Source organism: Ketobacter sp., from assembly GCF_003671495.1.
GTDB lineage: Bacteria > Pseudomonadota > Gammaproteobacteria > Pseudomonadales > Ketobacteraceae > Ketobacter.
In genome coordinates, this window is the sequence record NZ_RCHN01000042.1 from 1 (window position 1) to 18,529 (window position 18,529).

Consider the following 18,529-nt stretch of genomic DNA (forward strand, 5'->3'; position numbering starts at 1 on the left):
GCGACTCGGTGCTGTTTGCCACCACTTACAAATACCGCGTACATAGCTGCTGACTCCAACCGCTTCAAAAGCATCAGAATAGTGTGTCTTGTTCCGACTGACCAACCGACGCTCTTGCTTTGTTGGCGTCAGGTCACAGGGGGCGCAATTGTAAGGGAATCGGATAACGCACGCAAGCCTAAAGCTCAGCTCATTTTTCCAGCCCTACCGGCCGGCCTTACAGCAAGCAAAATCAAGTCTTTAGCTTGACACCCCCCGGACCCCGCCATAGCATTCGAGACAATTTCATGTTCTTTTTGGTGCGGTCGATTGTCGCGCCCTGTCCAGGTTGCTCTTCGTATGGATTTTAAAGCCATTTCCGGTGCGGTCGGAACCGACTTTCAACAGGTTAACGACTTTATTTTCAAGCAGTTACATACCCATGTACCGCTTATCAAGGAAATCGGTAACTACATTATTGACAGCGGCGGCAAGCGTTTGCGCCCGCTGGTATGCCTGCTGAGCGCCAGAGCCCTGGGGTATGAAGGGCACAAGCATGTGGAAATAGCCGCCGTGGTGGAGTTCCTGCACACCGCCACCCTGTTGCACGATGATGTAGTGGACGAGTCCTCCCTGCGCCGCGGCAAACCCAGCGCCAATGAGGTGTGGGGCAATGCCCCCAGCGTGCTGGTGGGTGATTTCCTGATCTCCCGCGCCTTTCAGATGGTGGTGAATGTGGGCAACATGCGCATTTTGCAGATCCTCTCCAACGCCACCAATCTGATTGCAGAAGGGGAAGTGTTGCAGTTGATCAACTGCAAGAACCCGGACACCACTGAAGCCCAGTACATGGAAGTGATTCGTTATAAGACGGCCAAGATGTTTGAGGCCTCGGCTCAGTCCGGTGCCGTGCTGGCTGCTCCATCCGAAGCAGTGGAGCTGGCCTTTGCCCGCTATGCCGACCACTTGGGATCGGCCTTCCAACTGATTGATGATGTGCTGGACTACACCGGCAGCGCTGAAGAGATGGGCAAAAATGTCGGCGATGATCTGGCGGAAGGCAAACCCACCCTGCCGCTAATTTATGCTTTGCAGCACGCCACCGAAGCGGAACAGGCTATGATTCGGACCTCGATCCAAACCGGTGGCCTGGACCAAATTGATGGGATCACTGCAGCGGTGCGGAGCTGCGGCGCCATTGACTACACCATCGAGAAAGCCAACGACCAGGCACGTTTTGCCAAAGAAGCACTTGGCGAAATTGAAAATTCCGTATATAAAGAAGCCCTGTTAGCGCTATGCGATTTGGCGGTTGCCCGTAATCATTAAACTGTCAGTTCAGTCGGAGTGTAGCTCAGCTTGGTAGAGCACTGCCTTCGGGAGGCAGGGGTCGGAGGTTCGAATCCTCTCACTCCGACCATCATCAAATCATCCCCCCTTATCGGAATACAAACCATTGAACAGCGGCAGCCACACCGAAAAGGTGCTGCCCTGTCCCGGCTGACTGCTTACGCTGACGTTTCCCTTAAGCAACTCCACCAGTTCTTTCACCAGCGCCAATCCGAGTCCGGTCCCTTCCGGGTTCAGCTTGTCGGATTTGCCAACTTTCTGAAACTTGTTGAACAGCTTGCCCATGTCCTCCGGTGAGATCCCGATGCCGTTATCCATCACCTGCAGCATCACGCCTTTCACCCCGGACTGCTCCTGCTCCCGCAGTGTCAACCTGATCTCACCCCCACTGGTGAATTTGATGGCATTGGACAAAAGGTTGATGATGATCTGCCGAACGCGGGTGGCATCTGCCTGTATAGTGCCGTGGAACTGACAATCGAGGATAAAGCGGTTGTCTTTGGCTTTCGCCAGGGGCATGAACTGATCGCGGGCCTCCATCAGCATCTCATCCAGCGGGAACTCCGAGATACTGAGATCCAGCTTCCCCAGATCCACCTTACTGATGTCCAGCAGGTTATTGATCACCCCCAACAAATGGTTGGCATTACGCTCCACAATCACCAAAGATTCGCGGCTGCGTTCGTCCAGGCGATTGCCGGAACGCCGCAGCACCCGCTGGGTAAAGCCGATCACCGAATTCAATGGTGTTCTGAGCTCATGGGACATACTGGCCAGAAATTCGGTTTTGCTCATGCTGGCCCGCTCCGCGAAGTTCTTGGCCTGCTCCAGCTCCTGGGTTTTGATATCAACCTGCTGCTCGATAATACGCTGGTGGGTCAGCATGGTGAGCAACACCGCTTCCAGCAGTGCCACATACAACAGGCCACCGATCAGAATCGCATAGCTTTGCCAGGAGGAGACCCGTGACAGAATGTCGGGGGTAGCCGATAGCTCAACGCGAAGGGCCCGACCAAGAAACTGAAAAACAGACTGCCAGTCTGCGGGGGACTGGGCTGACCGGCCCTCATGAAGTAAGACGGGCTGGCTGGGATCGGTGACATCGATCAGGCGCAGCGCGGATTTCAGTTCATCCTGGTCCACGGCCTGTGCCAATAACGGCTGCACGTTGAATATCACCTGGGCCAGTCCGGCGATGGACTGGCTGGAACCATGCCGCACCGGCGCCGCCAGGATGTAAGAACGCTGGTCACCGCTTGCCTGCACCAGCACCACCGGCTCACTGGCTTTGGGCTCACCGGTTTGCAGAATCTGCCGCGGCTCGCGACGGTTGCTCAACGCCAGCACGTCCAGCCCATGAGCCCGCTCATTCCCCGCCATGGGGAAGATATAGGCCAGGGGTAGATATTGCGGTCGGTCCCGGCTTACCAGCATCTGCCCCTGTAACCCAAGCTCGCGGATCTCAAACAGCGGATACCCCTGCTCACGAACACGGTGCACAAAATCCGCCCGTTTACCATCCGGTATCAGCGGTGCCCACTGCAGCGCCTGAATGGCGGCATTGCCTCGCAGCAGCGGCGCACTGAAGGTTTCGAAATCTTTGGCCGAGGCCGCTTCGCTGGCACTGAGAAAACTGCTCACCGCCTCCAGCACCACCCGCAGCTCATTGACGTTGAGCTTTAACACCGCTTCCAGCTGAAGGCCGATGTCCGCCACCACCGCCCGTCGGTTCGACTGCTCCAGGCCACGCACGAAGAGAAACGATGCAACCACCAACCCCAGAAAGATTATTGGCATCAGAGCGCCCTGCCAGGCCCGGGAGCCCGTGCGGGCCCCTTTCAGCATGCGCACCACAAACGGCGTGATCACCAGGGCCCCCACCGAATCCCCCACCCACCACAGCACCCAGTTACTGAACCAGGCACCCCAGGGCACCATCCCGAACCACACCAGCAGGGTGGCGCCATTGAGGGAATTCACCAGACAACTGACCGGCCCCACCACCAGTAGAAAGCGCAGAATCTGGGTGCCATTGGTGAGTTCGTGCGGCAGCAGGTGCAGACGCCTCATCAATACGCGGCCCACTGCGGCCTGGGCCACTGCTCCTGCGGCCACCGCAGCAGCAAAGGTGAGTTGCTCCGGAAAAAGCGGCATCCCCTGACTGACCGGGTTGGAAAGATTGGCTGCCAGCGCCCCCAGGAACACCCCCGGATAGAGGCGGGAACCATAGATAACGACAAATCCCAGGGCGATACCGGCAGAAGGCCAGACCGGAGTGGCATAGTCCGGGGGAATGGCCAATAACCCGGCGCACAGGGATAGCCCCCAGTAGAGCAACACCACCAACAGGTTAAGCAAGACCGTGCTGTTCACTGCAACGTCATCCTCTACCTTATCGACTCCCCGAATTCACCCATGCATAGCAGTATAGACCTGACTGGCAGAGCTGATTTTGGTGCCAGGGGGGGGATCATTCCGACGCGGGGCGTGAGGCTTACTGGTTGCCGGCCTTAAGTGGTTGGAATCGAAGATAGCGCGCCAACACTTCCTGCAGGGCCCGGGCATCCACCGGCTTTGCCAGATGCTCGTTCATACCACAACGACTGGCCTGTTCCTGGTGCTCCTTCAGAACATGGGCGGTGAGCGCAACGATGGGCAGGGCCGGCCACTGCTTGCTTTGCTCCAACTGCCGAATGCGGCCAGCTGCGGTATAGCCATCCAGCACCGGCATTTCACAATCCATCAGCACCAGGTCAAAGTGGCTGTGCTTGCGCATGAGCAGATCAATGGCGGCCTGACCGTTCTCACACAGCACATAATCCACCCCCAACTTGTTGAGTTGGCCACCAATCACCATTTGATTAACGCGATTGTCTTCCACCACCAATACGGTCTTGCCAGGGAAACCGGGGCCACCGGATTTCATGCGCTCGATGTCCGGCAGAAGCTGCACTTGCTCAAACTGCAATAACAGCTGCAGCAACTGACAGGGAACAAAGGGCTTTTGCAGGCAGCGGATCAGCCCCGGATATGGGTTTTCAGCACAACGCTGGGCTGCATTCATACCATTGAGCAACACAAAGCGCGGCCCATTACGTTGGTCGCGGGTGCAGACACCACCGATAAAGTCCAGGGCAGCCTGACTGTAATCCGTAACCACATAATCCACCCCATTGCCCTGGCTCGCTTCAAACTGCAGCATTTCCGTGCCTTCGAGCCAGCTATTGGCCACCAGCGGGCGAATGCCCCAGTCCACTGCCTGCTCCCGCAGCAGCTGCGCCAGGGTCAGGGATTCAGTCATAATCAGGAGTGATTTATTCTGCAGCGGCACCATAGGCAGTTGCCGCTCCTGAATGAATGTGCGCCCCGCCCGATGGCATTCGATGCTGAACCAGAAACGGCTGCCGCGCCCGGGCGTGCTGACGACACCGATTTCGCCGCCCATTAATTCCGACAGTTTTTTGGAGATATTCAAACCCAGGCCGGTGCCCCCGAATTTGCGAGCGACACTCAGGTCCGCCTGGCTGAAGGCTTTGAACAGTTTTCTCTGCACCGCGTGCTCAATACCAATCCCCGTGTCCAGCACGTCAAAGCGGATTTGTTGTGCACTTTGATCCCGAATGGCGGGAGCAGATGATACCCTTAAACTCACATAGCCTTGCTGGGTGAACTTGAACGCGTTCGCCAGCAGGTTAAGGAGGATTTGCCGCAGGCGCACAGTGTCCGCTCTTACATAGCGCGGGGTACCCGGCGCGAAGGAGCACAGCAAGTCCAGCTGCTTGGATTCAGCACTGGCGGAAAAGAACGTGATACACTCCCGGCACAGTTGCTCCAGATCCACGTCAACGACTTTCAACTCCAGATTCCCTTCGGCAATCTTGGCGTAATCCATGATGTCATCTATGATGCCGAGCAACGCCTTGCCGGATTGGGATATGGACGCCAGGTAATGACGTTGCACTTCGTCCAGACCGGTATCCAACATCAACTCGGACATCCCCAGCACGCCATTCAGGGGCGTGCGGATCTCATGACTCATGGTGGCCAGGAAGCGGCTCTTTGCATTGTTTTCCGCCTGGGCCATCAACAGGTTTTTGCGGGTCTTCAGGTCATCCACTGCGGCCTGATACTTCAGTTCCAGCAGCCGTTTGTGTTCCGCCCGGACTTTCAACTCGTTTTCCACCACCTGTTTTTGCGCATCCAGCTTGGCTTTACGTTCATCATTGATCCGATCCGCCAGCGCAAACGAAAACAGCAGCACTTCCACCGCCGAGGCGATCTGCACGGAATAATTGATCCACGGGTGACTGGGGAATACACCGAACTTGCTCAAGCCGGTGATGAACACCGACGACAACAACACGGTCCATGCCAGCACAAAAAAACGCGCCGCTCGCACGCCCAGGTGCATCAGATAGAAGCCGCAACAGATCACGATCAACGTGGTGGGCATGCCGACCATGGACACCAGGATGGTGGCGGAACGGTATTCCAGTACAAAACTCAAGGCCAGTACCGCCACAAAGCAGCAGGCCAACAGAACGAAGACCCAATACAGCCGGGGGGTGTTGCGCCGCACATCCAACAACGAAATGGCGAACAGGATGCCCATAAAACCGAAGACCGACAGTGCAGCAGGAATTGCGAAGGTATTGATCCAGGGGTAGTCCGGCCAGACAAACTGGAACCCGATCCCCTGCACTGACGCCACATAGGCCGAACAACCAAACGCGGCGCCAATGTAGTACAGGTAACTGAGATGCCGGACACTAAGATAAATAAACAGGTTGTACAACACCATCACCAGGATGATGCCGTAATACAGCCCCTGCCCCACCATGGTGGACTGCTGTTCATCAAAATAATGATCGTAGTTCCAGATTCTGAGGGGCGCACCGAGAGAGCTGGTGGAGCGAATACGCAGATACACATACAGGTGGGTGCCGGGCTCAAAGTGCAACGGCACCATAAAGTGGTTGGCATCAACCGGTCGCTGGTCAAAGGGGTAGGCATCCCCCAAATGCCACTCCTGGCTCAGCTCACCCCGTTCAAATACAAACACATCCACGTAGTCCAACAAAGGGTACTGCACTTCCAACAGGCTGGTGAGCGCCGCGTTGCCACCGTGTTGGAGGTGGACCCGCACCCAAAGCGTATCGGAGCTGTATCCAAAAAAGGGCGCCGTGCTCTGACTGGAAAACCAGTCCTGCCGGGGCAGGGCTTGCACATCGGTGAGCGTCAAAACACTGTTCTGATCGAGAAAGTACTCGGCGAAGGGACTGATGGCGACAGACTGCAGGTCATCCTGGAGCGTCACCGCCGTGCGGGCAAATACAGTAGCGGAAAAAAAAATTAAGACGAAGCCCAGACAGATGCTGAAATCTGCCCTGAAGAAATTTCTGCTTGTATCCCTGTGTGCGCTATCCCTTTCTGAGCTGCCTGCCGCGTGATGCAAGGGTATCCTACCAGTCCGTCCATATTTATCCGTATTCACTCAATATAGACCAAGACGCGGCCAAAATGTCCAAATTTGAACTGGTTACGTTGTTTTTTATCTAGCCAAAGGACCCTCCGCCGTCGCAGATTCCAGGCACCCGCTCGCCCGGAACCCACACTCCGCCGTTCAACCCCCTGATTTGGTGGCAATTTATAAACCAGTCAAACCACTCCAGAGCAACGGCAGGCCCCAGGGGCAAGGGAGCGCTTACATGGCGCTGTAGTTCGGCCCACCGCCCGCTTCCGGGGGTACCCAGGTGATGTTCTGGGTGGGGTCTTTGATGTCGCAGGTTTTGCAGTGCACGCAGTTCTGGGCATTGATCCGGAACACCGTTTTACCGCCCTCCTCCACCACCTCATACACCCCTGCCGGGCAATAGCGCTGGGCCGGCTCCTGAAACCGGGGCAGGTTATATTGCAGGGGAAGATCAGGGTCCCGCAGCTGTAGGTGGCAGGGCTGGTCCTCCCGATGGTGGGTGTTGGCAAGATAAACCGAAGCGAGTTTGTCAAAGGTGATAACCCCATCCGGTTTGGGATAGGTTATGGGCGTGGCCCGATCCAATGGCAGTAACGTCGCATGGTCCGGTTGGTCATCCCGCAACGTCAGCGGCAGACGCCCCCGCAGCAGCCCATAATCCACAAAGCTGAACAACGAACCCAACAGCATGCCGAAACGGTGCATGGCTGGCGCCACATTGCGGGCCTGGTACAGCTCCCGGTACAGCCAGGACTGGCGCACCGCCGTCTGGTAGGACGTGAGGTCGGCTCTCGCAGGATTCGAGCCAGGCTGTGAGCTTGGGCCTGCCGGTAGCGGTATCGCTGGTCTTGCCGCCTCGCTGTGCAGCGCGTCCGCCACCACGTCCGCGGCCAGCATCCCACTCTTCATTGCGGTGTGGTTGCCCTTGATCTTGGGGTAATTCATAAAGCCGGCATCACAGCCCAGCAACAAACCGCCCGGAAAACTCAGTTTGGGCACCGCCTGCAACCCGCCCTTGTTGATGGCGCGGGCACCATAGGCAATGCGCTTGCCACCGGCCAGCATCGGTTTAATCAGGGGGTGCAGCTTCCACTGCTGTAATTCGTCAAACGGGCTAAGCCAGGGGTTGCGGTAGTTGAGGTCGGTGATCAACCCGAGGGACACCTGATTGTGCTCCCCGTGATAGAGGAACGCACCGCCCCCGGTGGAGGAGCGGGACAAGGGCCACCCGAAACAATGCAGCACCTTACCCGGCTCGTGCCGGGCCGGATCGATCTCCCATACTTCTTTGATGCCGATGGCGTAATGCTGGGTGCCGCAGTCACGGTCCAGGTCAAAACGTTGGATCAGTTGTTTGCCGAGATGACCACGGCAACCCTCGGCAAACAGGGTATAAGACGCCACCAGGTCCACACCGGGTTGAAAACCCGCTTTGGGATTGCTTTCCCGGTCCAGGCCCATGTCCCCGGTGCGTACGCCCCGAACCGCCCCGTCTGCGTCGTACAGCACTTCACTGGCGGTAAAGCCTGCATAGATCTCCACCCCCAGGTCTTGGGCCTGTTCCGCCAGCCAGCGGCACAACAGCCCCAGGCTGATGATGTAGTTCCCATCATTGTGAATGACCCGGGACGCGAGCACACCCGGGAATCGCACGCTGCGACGCTCAGACAACAGGTAATGCACGTCATCCCGGGTCACCGGCACCCGCAGCGGCGCTCCCCGCTCCCGCCAGTCCGGGAACAACTCGTTGAGGGCCGTTGGTTGCAGCAGGGCACCGGAGAGGGAGTGCGCCCCCACCTCAGCGGCCTTTTCCAACACACAGACACTCAACTCCCGCCCTTGCCGGAGGGCGTTCTGTTTCAGGCGGCAGGCGGCGGACAGACCCGCAGGCCCGGCGCCCACAATCACAACATCGTATTCAAGGGTTTCCCGTTCCATGTTTGCTCTCCTGATTGCAACTGTTCCAGCGTAATCAAGAGCGCGCTTGTAGCACTCACCCCGAGGGGTGATTTATGAGGGTGAAACGGGTTCAGCGGGAGGGTGATTGCAGTTTCAACAGGGCTTGAGTGCGGTTCTCGACCCCCATTTTTCCGTACAGGTTGCGAATGTGCACCTTGAGGGTGTTGGGCGAGATGAACAGGGATTCGGCAATGGCCTTGTTCGATAACCCCTGCTGGATCAGCGCCAACACCGCCTGCTCGCGGCGGGTCAAAGGCTCGATTTCGCAACCCGTTTCCAACGGGGACTCAGCCTGATCAGTGTTACGAACACGGGCCTTCTCAGCGCCCGCCGCCAACGGCATGCGCGATAACCAATAAGCCCTGCTACCGGCCACGCCCTGCTCCAGCTGCAGCCACTCATCGTCCAACAAACGATGGGCCTGTGGCCACAGTTCATGCTGAATGCACAGCTCCATGGCATCCACATAATTGCCGTTCTCCTGCAGCCAGGACAGCGCCCGCTCGCAGTAGGCAATGCGTTCTACCGGCGCCCATTGCTGTGCCATCTGCAGCAGGAACTGACGAAACAAATCATGATAACGATACCAGGTGCGATGATTATCCATGGGCACCAAAAACAGATCGCCGGTTTCCAGTGCCAGGATCACCTGCAGGCTGTCACCGTTTCCGCTCACCGCATTGCACAAGCCGGCACAGAACTTGGGCGTCAGCGCAGACAACACCAAAAACCGCTGGCGTTCAGCGGTTTGTTTCTGGAACACCTCTTCCAGCAAATAGTCCGAAACATGGCGATCCAGCTGCGGCTTGTGCAACAAGGTATCCGCCGATGCCAGTTCCGATTTCAAGGACAGCGCCACCAATTGCATGCCCGCCACCCAACCTTCCGTTTTATGCCCCAGCGCGCTCAGCGTTGTGTCCGGTTGCGGCAGCGCCATGCAACGATGAAAAAACTCCAGCGCCTCACGCTCATCAAAACGCAATTCATCAAGGCCCATCTGCAGCAACTGGCCATTGGCCCGACGACGGGACAGCTTCAGATCCGGCAGAGCGCGTGCGGTCATCACCACCCGAATGGAGGATGGCAAATGATCCAAAAACAGGTTGATGAGCCCGATCAATTCCGGATGGGTAATGTAGTGAAAATCATCCAGTACCAGGGTAATGGGATCATCGGATTGATTGTGTTCCGACAGGGAGTCCAGATCATTGAGCAGTGAAATCACCACACTGGCATCATTGCACCGAGGTGACTGCAGCCAGATGGAAAGCGCCTCGTGACCCAGACGCGGTTGGATTTGCTGCAGGGATTGAATGACATATTGCCAGAACACCTCCAGCACATTGTGTTCAGGCCCCAGGCTTAACCAGGCAAACTGGTGCGGGTGATAGTGCAGCCACTGGCTGACCAGGGTGGTCTTGCCGTAACCGGCCGGCGCAAACACCAGGCACAACGAGCCTCCACCGCTGCCACGCAACGTTTGCAGCAAGCGCTTGCGAACCACACAATGGGTTCGTAACGGGGGAAGATAAAATCGGGTTCTTAGAAGCATAATGGGGCAAAGTCTTTACGTTGCCCCATTGTTGCAAATCCGGAAGCGGGATAGCAAAAGCTTTCGTTCAGGCTTCCTGGGCCTGATTGCTGACGGCGTCCGCGTCGGCATCGGCTTCGGAACGCTCAGGGGGATTCAGTTCGTCTTCCCGCGGGAATTTGAGCTTGGCCCAGCTCTGCGCGTAAATAACCCACATCAGTTGCAGCCGGGCGATTTTCATCTCTTCCGTGTTGCCACTGACTTTTTCCGCACGCAGCTGTTTGATTTTCTGTTCCAGCTCGATTCTGCGTTCATTCAGATTCTGGCGGATCTCCTCACCCTTCAAACCGGTCAGGTTCATGAAAGGAATGCGAAAATCCTCAGGAAACTCCGACATGGGAGACTTGTTCCACTCCAGAATGGCTTGCCAGGGATACTGGGTATAACGACCCTGGTGTCCACAGATTTCATCCAGGCAACGTACCACGTAACGGAGCTTTCCCTTCTCCGATTCCGCACTGCGTTCCTTCACCAGGCGAGCTTCACAGCCACAGGTACAAAAATTTATCTCCGGCTTTAACTCGTAAATCGGGTTTTCGTTTGTGTCGTTCATATTATCCGCGAGTCTTTGTAATACAACGATTTAATTCCCTTATGCCTTCTTAACACCTTAAGGCAACAGGTTATGCGAGAAATTCCCAAAACAGGAATAAAAGTAAACAAAAATAACACCACTGGCCACTTTACTGGGATTTGGCTCTTTTTTGAAGAGGAAGGTACAATCTAGCCCACTTTTTACCTAATAATATTTTGGGAAACAGCACTATGTCTTACTGGTTGTTCAAGTCCGAACCGGATACGTTCGGCATTGATGATTTGAAAGCGCGAGGAAAAAAAGGTGAACCCTGGGATGGCGTGCGCAACTACCAGGCCCGCAATATGCTGCGGGACGAAGTCAAGAAAGGCGATCTGATATTTTTTTACCACTCCAACACCAAAGTACCCGGTATCGTCGGCATTGCGGAAGTGATCAAGGATGGTTTTCCGGATCCCACACAATTTGATCCCGAAGCCAAATACTACGACCCGAAGTCCGATCCGGAAAATCCCCGTTGGTTTTGCCCCCAGGTTCGCTTTAAAAGCAAATTCAAGGACACCATCAGCCTGGACCAGTTAAAAGCCATTCCCGCCTTGCAGGACATGGCGCTGGTACGCAAAGGCAACCGCCTGTCGGTGATGCCGGTCACTGAGGAACAATGGCATTTTATTATGGGGCTGGTGGAGGCGTAACCCGGGCAATCTGCGCAAAGTACACTTTATCTGTCACCAGATCCTGCACCGAGTCGACCCGGTCCACGAAGGTTTTGCCGATCAGGTGGTCGTACTCGTGCAGAAAAATACGCGCAGGGAATCCGCTCAACTCCATCAACCTCGATTGACCATCCCGATCAGAGAACTGCACGGTCACCCCATCCGGGCGGGTGACCCTGCCACGCAACCCGGGCACGCTGAGACAACCTTCCCACAGTGTTGCATTGGTTTCGGAAAAGGATTGGGGTTGCGGGTTCAGCATTAATAACGGAGCCATGGCAGGCGCATCGGGATAGCGCGGGTTAGGACGTGAGGCGATGATCATCATCTGCAGGGGCACGCCGATCTGGGGAGCCGCAATACCCACACCGCCACGTTCGTTCATCCAGTAGGCCATGGCCTCCGCCACGTCCAGGGCATAGCCCATCTGCGCCTCTGTCACCGGTTTTGCCAACGCCCGCAAACGGGGATCACCCAACTCAACAATCTGGAAATCGGCGGGCTGCATGATCAGGAGAAAACCTTGCTCTTGGGTAATTTGCTCATCAGGCTCAGCGGATTCAGCGTAGGCAGGTAAACCCGGCGGGCACTGCGCTGCAACAGGTCCAGCGAGTGCAGCACATCCTTGGCGGATTTCGGCGGCGCCATCTGCAACAGGCCCAGCGTGTAAACCGCTTCCTTGGCCGCCCCCAAGACGGAGGAGGATACTGCGAAGTCCTTGAACAGCATGAAGGTATCCAGGTCGCCGAAGGTCACCACCTGGGGTTTATTGGAGGGCTGGAACGCTTTCAATGGCTTGTTGGCCAACAGGCGTTCGACGTTATGGGCCGCGGCTTTCCCCATATCAATGGCATGATAGGCCTGCTTGGCCAAGGGCATGCCCGCAGGATTGGCCGCATCCCCGATGATGAACACGTTTTCGCGGGCGTCACTCTGAAAGTAGGTATTCACATTGGCCCAGTCGCCCGCGTTTTCAGTGAGATAACTGCGCTGCAAAAAGCCGTTGGGGGCTGCGCCGGCGGACCAGATGGTGATATCACTTTCAATGGCGCCACCGTCGGTGAGGCACAGCCCTTCGGGGTCCACCGACTCCACGTGCTTACCCAGGTGATACTGCACCCGGAATCCATCGGTATGGCTGCGGATCTTACCATCCAGGTGCCCGGGTGAGCGGGGCAACAACTGCTCCGAGGCCTCTACGATATTGAACTCGAACTGGGGGCGATGACGGTAGGCGCGCATCACCTCACCAAAAGCTTCCACCCCTTCGATGCCGCCACCGACAATGGTGACCCGGGTAGTGCGATGGGTGAGCGAAGCCCGATGCAGCTTGCGCGCAATCACCTGGCACTGCTCCACGCTCTTCATGGGCAGGGCAAACTGATCCGCTCCTTCCACGCCAAAGGTGTTGTTAACGCTGCCGGTGGCAACAATGCAGACGTCGAAAGGCACCTTCATGCCGTTATCCAGCACAATGGCGGAGGAGGTCATCTCCAGGGCCCGGTTCAGCAGGAAGCGGTGTCCCAGGCGACGCACCAGGATATTGCGGGACAGCCGCAGATCATCTCCGCTTTTCACTCCGGAGATGATCTCGTGGATGTTGGGAAGCCACTCAATATGAGGACTGGGGTCGATGACGGTGACGTCATAACGGGACGCTTTCAATTGCTGGGCTGCGTTCAGCCCGGCAAAGCCACCGCCCACAATGGCCACCTTGGGTTTATTCTGTTTTCCGAACATAAATTCTGCTCCGCTGGAATCGGTCCCTGATCAGCGATTGAATGCAAGCCTCTTGCCACGGATATGGGGATTCACCGCTCCATTTTCAAAGGCCACCTCGCCGTTCACCAGGGTAGCCTGAATGGATGACTTGAATATGTACCCGGCAAAAGGCGACCAGCCGCACTTGGAATAAAGGGTTTGCTCGTCCACGACGGTGGGGCGATTCAGGTCCACCAGCACCAGATCCGCCCAGTAGCCCTCACGGATATAGCCCCGCTCCGAGATCTGGAACAGCTCCGCCACATTGTGGCAGACCTTCTTCACGATGTGCTCCAGGGAGAAGCGGCCGGCGTGGTAATGCTCCAGCATGGAAACCAGCGCATGCTGCACCAGGGGCAACCCGGCGGGGGCCTTGAAATAGCTGTTCTGCTTTTCCTCCCAGGTGTGGGGCGCATGATCCGTGGCCACCACATCAATCAGGTCGTCGCGCACGGCGTTGAGCAACGCCTCCCGATCAGAGGCTTTTTTCACCGCCGGATTACACTTGATCAGCGAGCCCTTGGTCTCATAGTCCTCTTCGCTGAAGAACAGGTGATGGACACAGGCCTCCGCCGTAATCTGCTTGTTGGCCAGGTCACCGGCTTCAAACAACGCCAGCTCTTTCTCGGTGGTGAGGTGCAGCACATGCAAGCGGGTACCAAAGCGCTTGGCCAGAGACACCGCATAGCTGGAGGATTTGTAGCAGGCCTCTTCGGACCGGATCAGCGGGTGACAGGACATGGGCACGTCCTCGCCATACTGCTCCCGGTACTTGTCCTCATTGGCTTTGATCATGGGTGTGTCTTCGCAGTGGGTCACCACGATGGTGGGAGCATGGGCAAAAATCCCTTCCAGGATCTCCGGCTTGTCCACCAGCATATTGCCGGTGGAAGCGCCCATGAAGACCTTGATACCGCAGGCGGCTTTCGGGTCCAGGTTCTTGATTTCATCCAGGTTATCGTTACTCGCCCCAAGATAGAAGGCGTAATTTGCCAGGGATTTCTGGCTGGCCCGCTCGTACTTGTCTTCCAGAGCGGCCCGGTTGATGGTGAGGGGATTCACATTGGGCATTTCAAAGTAGCTGGTGATGCCCCCAGCCACGGCGGCGGCGGATTCGGTGGCGATCTCCCCCTTGTGGGTCAAGCCGGGCTCACGGAAATGCACCTGGTCATCGATCATCCCCGGCAGCAGGTGCAGGCCACTGGCATCCATCAACCGATCCGCTGACAACCCGGACAGGTCTGCGCCCACTTGAGCGATGCGACCGTCCTGCACCAGCACATCCAGCTGGCGGGTTGTGCCTTCGTTGACGACGTTGGCGTTGGTGATTAACAGACTGGTCATAAGGCTTTCCTACACTCTTGGCTTTGTTTAGGAGAATCTGGCAGCGTATTATAACGGATTCACCCCACCACAGGACACCGGGACTTCTCCATGGCCGCTTTGTTTGTTAATCACCTCACCGTACTCGACTTTTCCTACGTGCATCACGCCCGCGGCATTCTGGGGGAAAGCTGGATTGTGGACGTGGAACTCTATGGCGAACTGGACCATCAGGGCATGGTGTTTGATTTCGGTCTGGTTAAAAAACAGGTGCGGGACGCGGTGGAATCCCTGGTGGACCACAAACTGGTTTTGCCCCAGGACCTGCCCGGGCTGGCCACCCGGGAGCTGGACTCGGGGCTGGAGATCCGCTGGCGGGATGCCAAAGGCCGCGCCTACCGCCATCTGTCGCCCCTGGAAGCGGTGGAATGGGTGGCCGGGGACAGCATTACCCAGGAAGCCCTGATCCCTCTTTTGGAAGACGCCGCCATGGCGGCGGTGCCGGACAACGTGAGCCGGGTCGCCATCGAATTGCGCAACGAAGAGATTTCCGGCGCCTTTTATCAATACAGTCACGGCCTGAAAAAGCACGACGGCAACTGCCAGCGCATCGCCCATGGCCACCGTTCCCGCATTAAAATACTGCGCAACGGCAAGCGGGACCCGCTGCTGGAGAAAGCCTGGTCCCTGAAGTGGAAGGATATCTATCTGGGCACCGAGGAAGACCTGATGGACCGGCTCAGTGACGACGGCGTGGACTATTGCCAGTTCGGCTACGATGCACCTCAGGGGCGTTTCGAGCTGACCCTGCCCGCCAGCCAGGTGTACCTGATTCCCACCGACTCCACGGTGGAATATCTGGCGGATTACATCGCTGGCTGCCTCAAACAGGATGATCCCGATCACCAATTTGAGGTGAAAGCCTATGAAGGGGTCATGAAAGGGGCAATTTCCCAGCGTTGACCGGCGGCCAGGCGCTCGATTTGGGGCACAGAGCGCCCATTGCAGCCCCATTTCGGGGCCCTGCAACCCGGCAGGCGTTGCACCAAAGGGGGCTTTCCCCATGAATTCAACCTATTAACACCACCTGCTGCCAATTGGCACAGGCTTTGCGTTGCCCTCTGCAGATTTTCAACCGAGCCAGACACTTGCAGAGAGGGTAACCTTCATGACTCCGGAACAGATCAAACAAGTACAGACCACCTTCGACATGGTGGAGCCCATCGCCGACAAGGCCGCAGAGCTGTTCTATGGCCGCCTGTTTGAAATCGCGCCGGAAGTGCGCCCCATGTTCAAGAGCGACATCAGCGAGCAAGGGGCCAAGCTGATGCGAATGCTGGGCATCGCCGTGCGCGGTCTCACCAAACTGGACACCATTGTGCCTGCGGTACAAAACCTGGGAGTGAAACACCTGGAGTACGGTGTCAAGGAAGAACACTTCCAACCGGTAGCGGAAGCCCTGCTGTGGACCCTGGAACAGGGTCTGGGCGATGCCTGGAACGACGAGGTCAAGGCCTCCTGGACCGAAGCCTATGTGCTGCTGTCCACCACCATGATCGATGCCATGAAGGCCGCCCAGGCTGAGGCCGCACCCAAGCCGGAAGGTTTCTGGGCCAAGTTGAAGAGCTTTTTCGCCCCCTCCCCGGCCTGATCCCACAATCCCAGGCCAAGCCGAACGGACCCATCCCCGGCCACGTCGCCGCCGCCTGCTTCCCCGGGCAGCGGCGACTTCGGTTAAGCCCTTTTACCACCCCGCCCGTAAAAAACTCTCCCCCTGACGCTTTAGACAGAGCCCATTCTTTTATACAATGCGCGGTTCACGATCTGCGGTTCATGATCTAGTGTGCTCGTCGAATACCCAGTAATCGAACCCCCAAATTTGTAGGAATGAGTAGGAATCGAACCCCCAATGTCAATCCAGATTACTTTGCCGGACGGCAGCGTCCGCGAATACAACGCCCCTGTTACTGGCCTGGACGTGGCCAATGACATCGGCCCGGGCCTGGCCAAAGCCAGCCTTGCCATGTACCTGAACGATAATCTGGTGGACCTCACCACCCCCCTGACCGATTCCTGCGCCATTGCCTTTCTCACCCGCGACAAAGAAGAGGCCCTGGAACTGTTGCGCCACGACGCCGCCCATGTGATGGCCCAAGCGGTGAAAGAACTGTTCCCCGAAACCCAGGTCACCATCGGCCCGGCCATCGAAAACGGCTACTACTACGATTTCCACCGGGAAGAATCCTTCACCCAGGAAGACCTGCACAAAATCGAAAGCCGCATGGCCGAGATCGTGGATCAAAACCTGCCCATCATCCGCGAAGTGTGGGATCGGGACGAGGCCATCGACTACTTCAAGAACCAAGGCGAAGAGTTCAAAGCCGAGCTGATTCAGGATCTGCCCGCCACCGAGGTGATCTCGGTCTATAAGCAAGGCGATTTTCTGGACCTGTGCCGCGGCCCTCACCTGCCCTCCACCGGCAAGCTGGGCAAGGCTTTCAAGATCATGAAAGTGGCTGGCGCCTACTGGCGTGGCGATTCCACCCGCCCGCAACTGCAACGGGTGTACGGCACCTGCTGGCGTGACCCGAAAGAATTGAAAAAATACCTGCACATGCTGGAGGAAGCGGAAAAACGCGACCACCGCAAACTGGGCAAAGAAATGGGCCTGTTCCACCAGCAGGAAGAAGCCGTGGGCAGCATGTTCTGGCACCCCAAAGGCTGGCGCACCCGCAAGGCGCTGGAAAATTACATCCGCGGCAAAATGGAGCGCAACGGCTACCAAGAGATCGCCACGCCCCAGATCATGGATCGCAAGCTGTGGGAGCAGTCCGGCCACTGGGACAAGTACGCCGAAGACATGTTCACCATCTGCACCCACGACCACCGGGACATGGCCATCAAGCCCATGAACTGCCCCGGCCACGTGCAGATCTTCAAGCAAGGGCTGAAAAGCTACCGTGACCTGCCCATCCGCCTGGGCGAGTTCACCACCCTGTTCCGCAACGAAGCACACGGTGCCCTGCACGGCCTGATGCGCGCCCGCTCCTTCAGCCAGGACGACGCCCACATCTTCTGCACCGAAGACCAGATCAACGCCGAGACCGCCAGCTTCATCGAAATGCTGAACACGGTGTACAAGGATTTTGGCTACGAAGACATTCGCATCAAGTTCTCCACCCGCCCGGACAACAAAGCCGGTTCTGACGAGATCTGGGACAAGGCCGAAGGTGCCCTGCAAGCCGCCGTAGACAGCCTGGGTCTGACCTGCGAGCTGAACCCCGGTGAAGGCGCCTTCTACGGCCCGAAACTGGAGTTCGTACTGAAAGACGCCATCGGCCGTGACTGGCAGTGCGGCACCCTGCAGGTGGATTTTGTGCTGCCGGAACGGCTGGACGCCGAGTACGTGGGCGAAGACGGCAACCGTCACCGCCCCGTGATGCTGCACCGCGCCATTCTGGGTTCGCTGGAGCGCTTCCTGGGTATTCTGATCGAATCCACTGCGGGCCACTTGCCCATGTGGTTATCGCCCCTGCCGGTGGTGATCGCCACCATCACCGACGACGCCCGCGACTGGGCCATCGAGGTGGCCGACAAACTGAAAGCCGCCGGGGTGTACTGTGAGCTGGATCTGCGCAATGAGAAGATCGGCTACAAAGTGCGTGAGCACAGCAAAGCCAAAGTGCAGCAGATCTGGGTTGTGGGCAAAAACGAAGCCGAAGCCCAACAGGTGGCCGTGCGGACGTTGGGCAGCAATAAAAATGAAGTGACCAGCATCACTGACGCCGTGGAGGCCATCGTGGCCGCCACGCGCATTCCGCAGTAAGGAACTTGGGCAAACG

The 18,529-nt window shown here is 57.3% G+C and carries 13 protein-coding genes and 1 tRNA gene; 6 read left to right on the forward strand and 8 right to left on the reverse strand.

All coding sequences use genetic code 11. The annotated features are described in order from the left end of the window. Nucleotides 1–339: 339 nt before the first annotated feature. Both D9N14_RS18900 and D9N14_RS18905 read left to right on the forward strand, forming a co-directional pair. Nucleotides 340–1,308, forward strand: a complete 969-nt coding sequence (locus D9N14_RS18900) for a polyprenyl synthetase family protein (protein WP_290582662.1) — start codon at nucleotides 340–342, stop codon at nucleotides 1,306–1,308. A gap of 14 nt (nucleotides 1,309–1,322) precedes the next feature. Next, nucleotides 1,323–1,399 (forward strand) — tRNA-Pro (locus D9N14_RS18905). A gap of 8 nt (nucleotides 1,400–1,407) precedes the next feature. Here the strand turns inward: D9N14_RS18905 and D9N14_RS18910 are convergent. The 5 genes from D9N14_RS18910 to D9N14_RS18930 all read right to left on the reverse strand — a co-directional run bounded on the left by D9N14_RS18910 (nucleotide 1,408) and on the right by D9N14_RS18930 (nucleotide 10,905). Beyond that, nucleotides 1,408–3,702: a CHASE domain-containing protein gene (locus D9N14_RS18910; RefSeq protein ID WP_290582664.1), complete on the reverse strand. Its 2,295-nt coding sequence runs from the start codon at nucleotides 3,700–3,702 to the stop codon at nucleotides 1,408–1,410. 121 nt (nucleotides 3,703–3,823) lie between these two features. After that, on the reverse strand, nucleotides 3,824–6,646 hold the full coding sequence (locus D9N14_RS18915; protein ID WP_290582666.1) for a hybrid sensor histidine kinase/response regulator: 2,823 nt from the start codon (nucleotides 6,644–6,646) through the stop codon (nucleotides 3,824–3,826). 387 nt (nucleotides 6,647–7,033) lie between these two features. After that, the gene (locus tag D9N14_RS18920; protein WP_290582668.1) at nucleotides 7,034–8,740 is read right to left on the reverse strand and encodes an electron transfer flavoprotein-ubiquinone oxidoreductase; all 1,707 of its coding nucleotides are present in this window, start codon (nucleotides 8,738–8,740) and stop codon (nucleotides 7,034–7,036) included. A gap of 91 nt (nucleotides 8,741–8,831) precedes the next feature. Then, on the reverse strand, nucleotides 8,832–10,265 hold the full coding sequence (locus D9N14_RS18925) for a LuxR family transcriptional regulator (protein WP_290582670.1): 1,434 nt from the start codon (nucleotides 10,263–10,265) through the stop codon (nucleotides 8,832–8,834). A 115-nt stretch (nucleotides 10,266–10,380) separates the two neighbouring features. Beyond that, nucleotides 10,381–10,905: a hypothetical protein gene (locus tag D9N14_RS18930; RefSeq protein ID WP_290582672.1), complete on the reverse strand. Its 525-nt coding sequence runs from the start codon at nucleotides 10,903–10,905 to the stop codon at nucleotides 10,381–10,383. Between the two features lie 212 nt (nucleotides 10,906–11,117). Here D9N14_RS18930 and D9N14_RS18935 point away from each other — a divergent pair, with 212 nt between their 5' ends. Next, complete coding sequence (locus tag D9N14_RS18935; RefSeq protein ID WP_290582674.1) at nucleotides 11,118–11,582, forward strand: EVE domain-containing protein; 465 nt, start codon at nucleotides 11,118–11,120, stop codon at nucleotides 11,580–11,582. On the opposite strand, the gene def is transcribed toward D9N14_RS18935, so the two are convergent. From def to D9N14_RS18950, 3 genes are read right to left on the reverse strand one after another with little or no spacing between them, the layout of a single operon-like run. After that, nucleotides 11,560–12,111, reverse strand: a complete 552-nt coding sequence (gene def / locus D9N14_RS18940; RefSeq protein WP_290582676.1) for a peptide deformylase — start codon at nucleotides 12,109–12,111, stop codon at nucleotides 11,560–11,562. The genes D9N14_RS18935 and def overlap by 23 nt on opposite strands. A 2-nt stretch (nucleotides 12,112–12,113) precedes the next feature. After that, complete coding sequence (locus D9N14_RS18945) at nucleotides 12,114–13,343, reverse strand: NAD(P)/FAD-dependent oxidoreductase (RefSeq protein WP_290582678.1); 1,230 nt, start codon at nucleotides 13,341–13,343, stop codon at nucleotides 12,114–12,116. 30 nt (nucleotides 13,344–13,373) lie between these two features. Then, nucleotides 13,374–14,708 carry a dihydroorotase gene (locus tag D9N14_RS18950; RefSeq protein ID WP_290582680.1) on the reverse strand — a complete coding sequence of 445 codons (1,335 nt, stop codon included), beginning with the start codon at nucleotides 14,706–14,708 and terminating at the stop codon, nucleotides 13,374–13,376. Nucleotides 14,709–14,798: 90 nt separating this feature from the next. Between D9N14_RS18950 and D9N14_RS18955 the strand changes: the two genes are divergently transcribed. The 3 genes from D9N14_RS18955 to thrS all read left to right on the forward strand — a co-directional run bounded on the left by D9N14_RS18955 (nucleotide 14,799) and on the right by thrS (nucleotide 18,513). Then, a complete protein-coding gene (locus D9N14_RS18955; RefSeq protein ID WP_290582682.1) occupies nucleotides 14,799–15,650 on the forward strand; it encodes a 6-pyruvoyl trahydropterin synthase family protein in 852 nt (283 codons plus the stop codon). Between the two features lie 205 nt (nucleotides 15,651–15,855). Continuing rightward, nucleotides 15,856–16,338 (forward strand): globin family protein, encoded by a 483-nt coding sequence (locus D9N14_RS18960; protein ID WP_290582684.1) that lies wholly within the window; start codon nucleotides 15,856–15,858, stop codon nucleotides 16,336–16,338. A 258-nt stretch (nucleotides 16,339–16,596) separates the two neighbouring features. Beyond that, nucleotides 16,597–18,513 carry a threonine--tRNA ligase gene (gene thrS / locus D9N14_RS18965; protein ID WP_290582686.1) on the forward strand — a complete coding sequence of 639 codons (1,917 nt, stop codon included), beginning with the start codon at nucleotides 16,597–16,599 and terminating at the stop codon, nucleotides 18,511–18,513. Nucleotides 18,514–18,529: the final 16 nt, after the last annotated feature.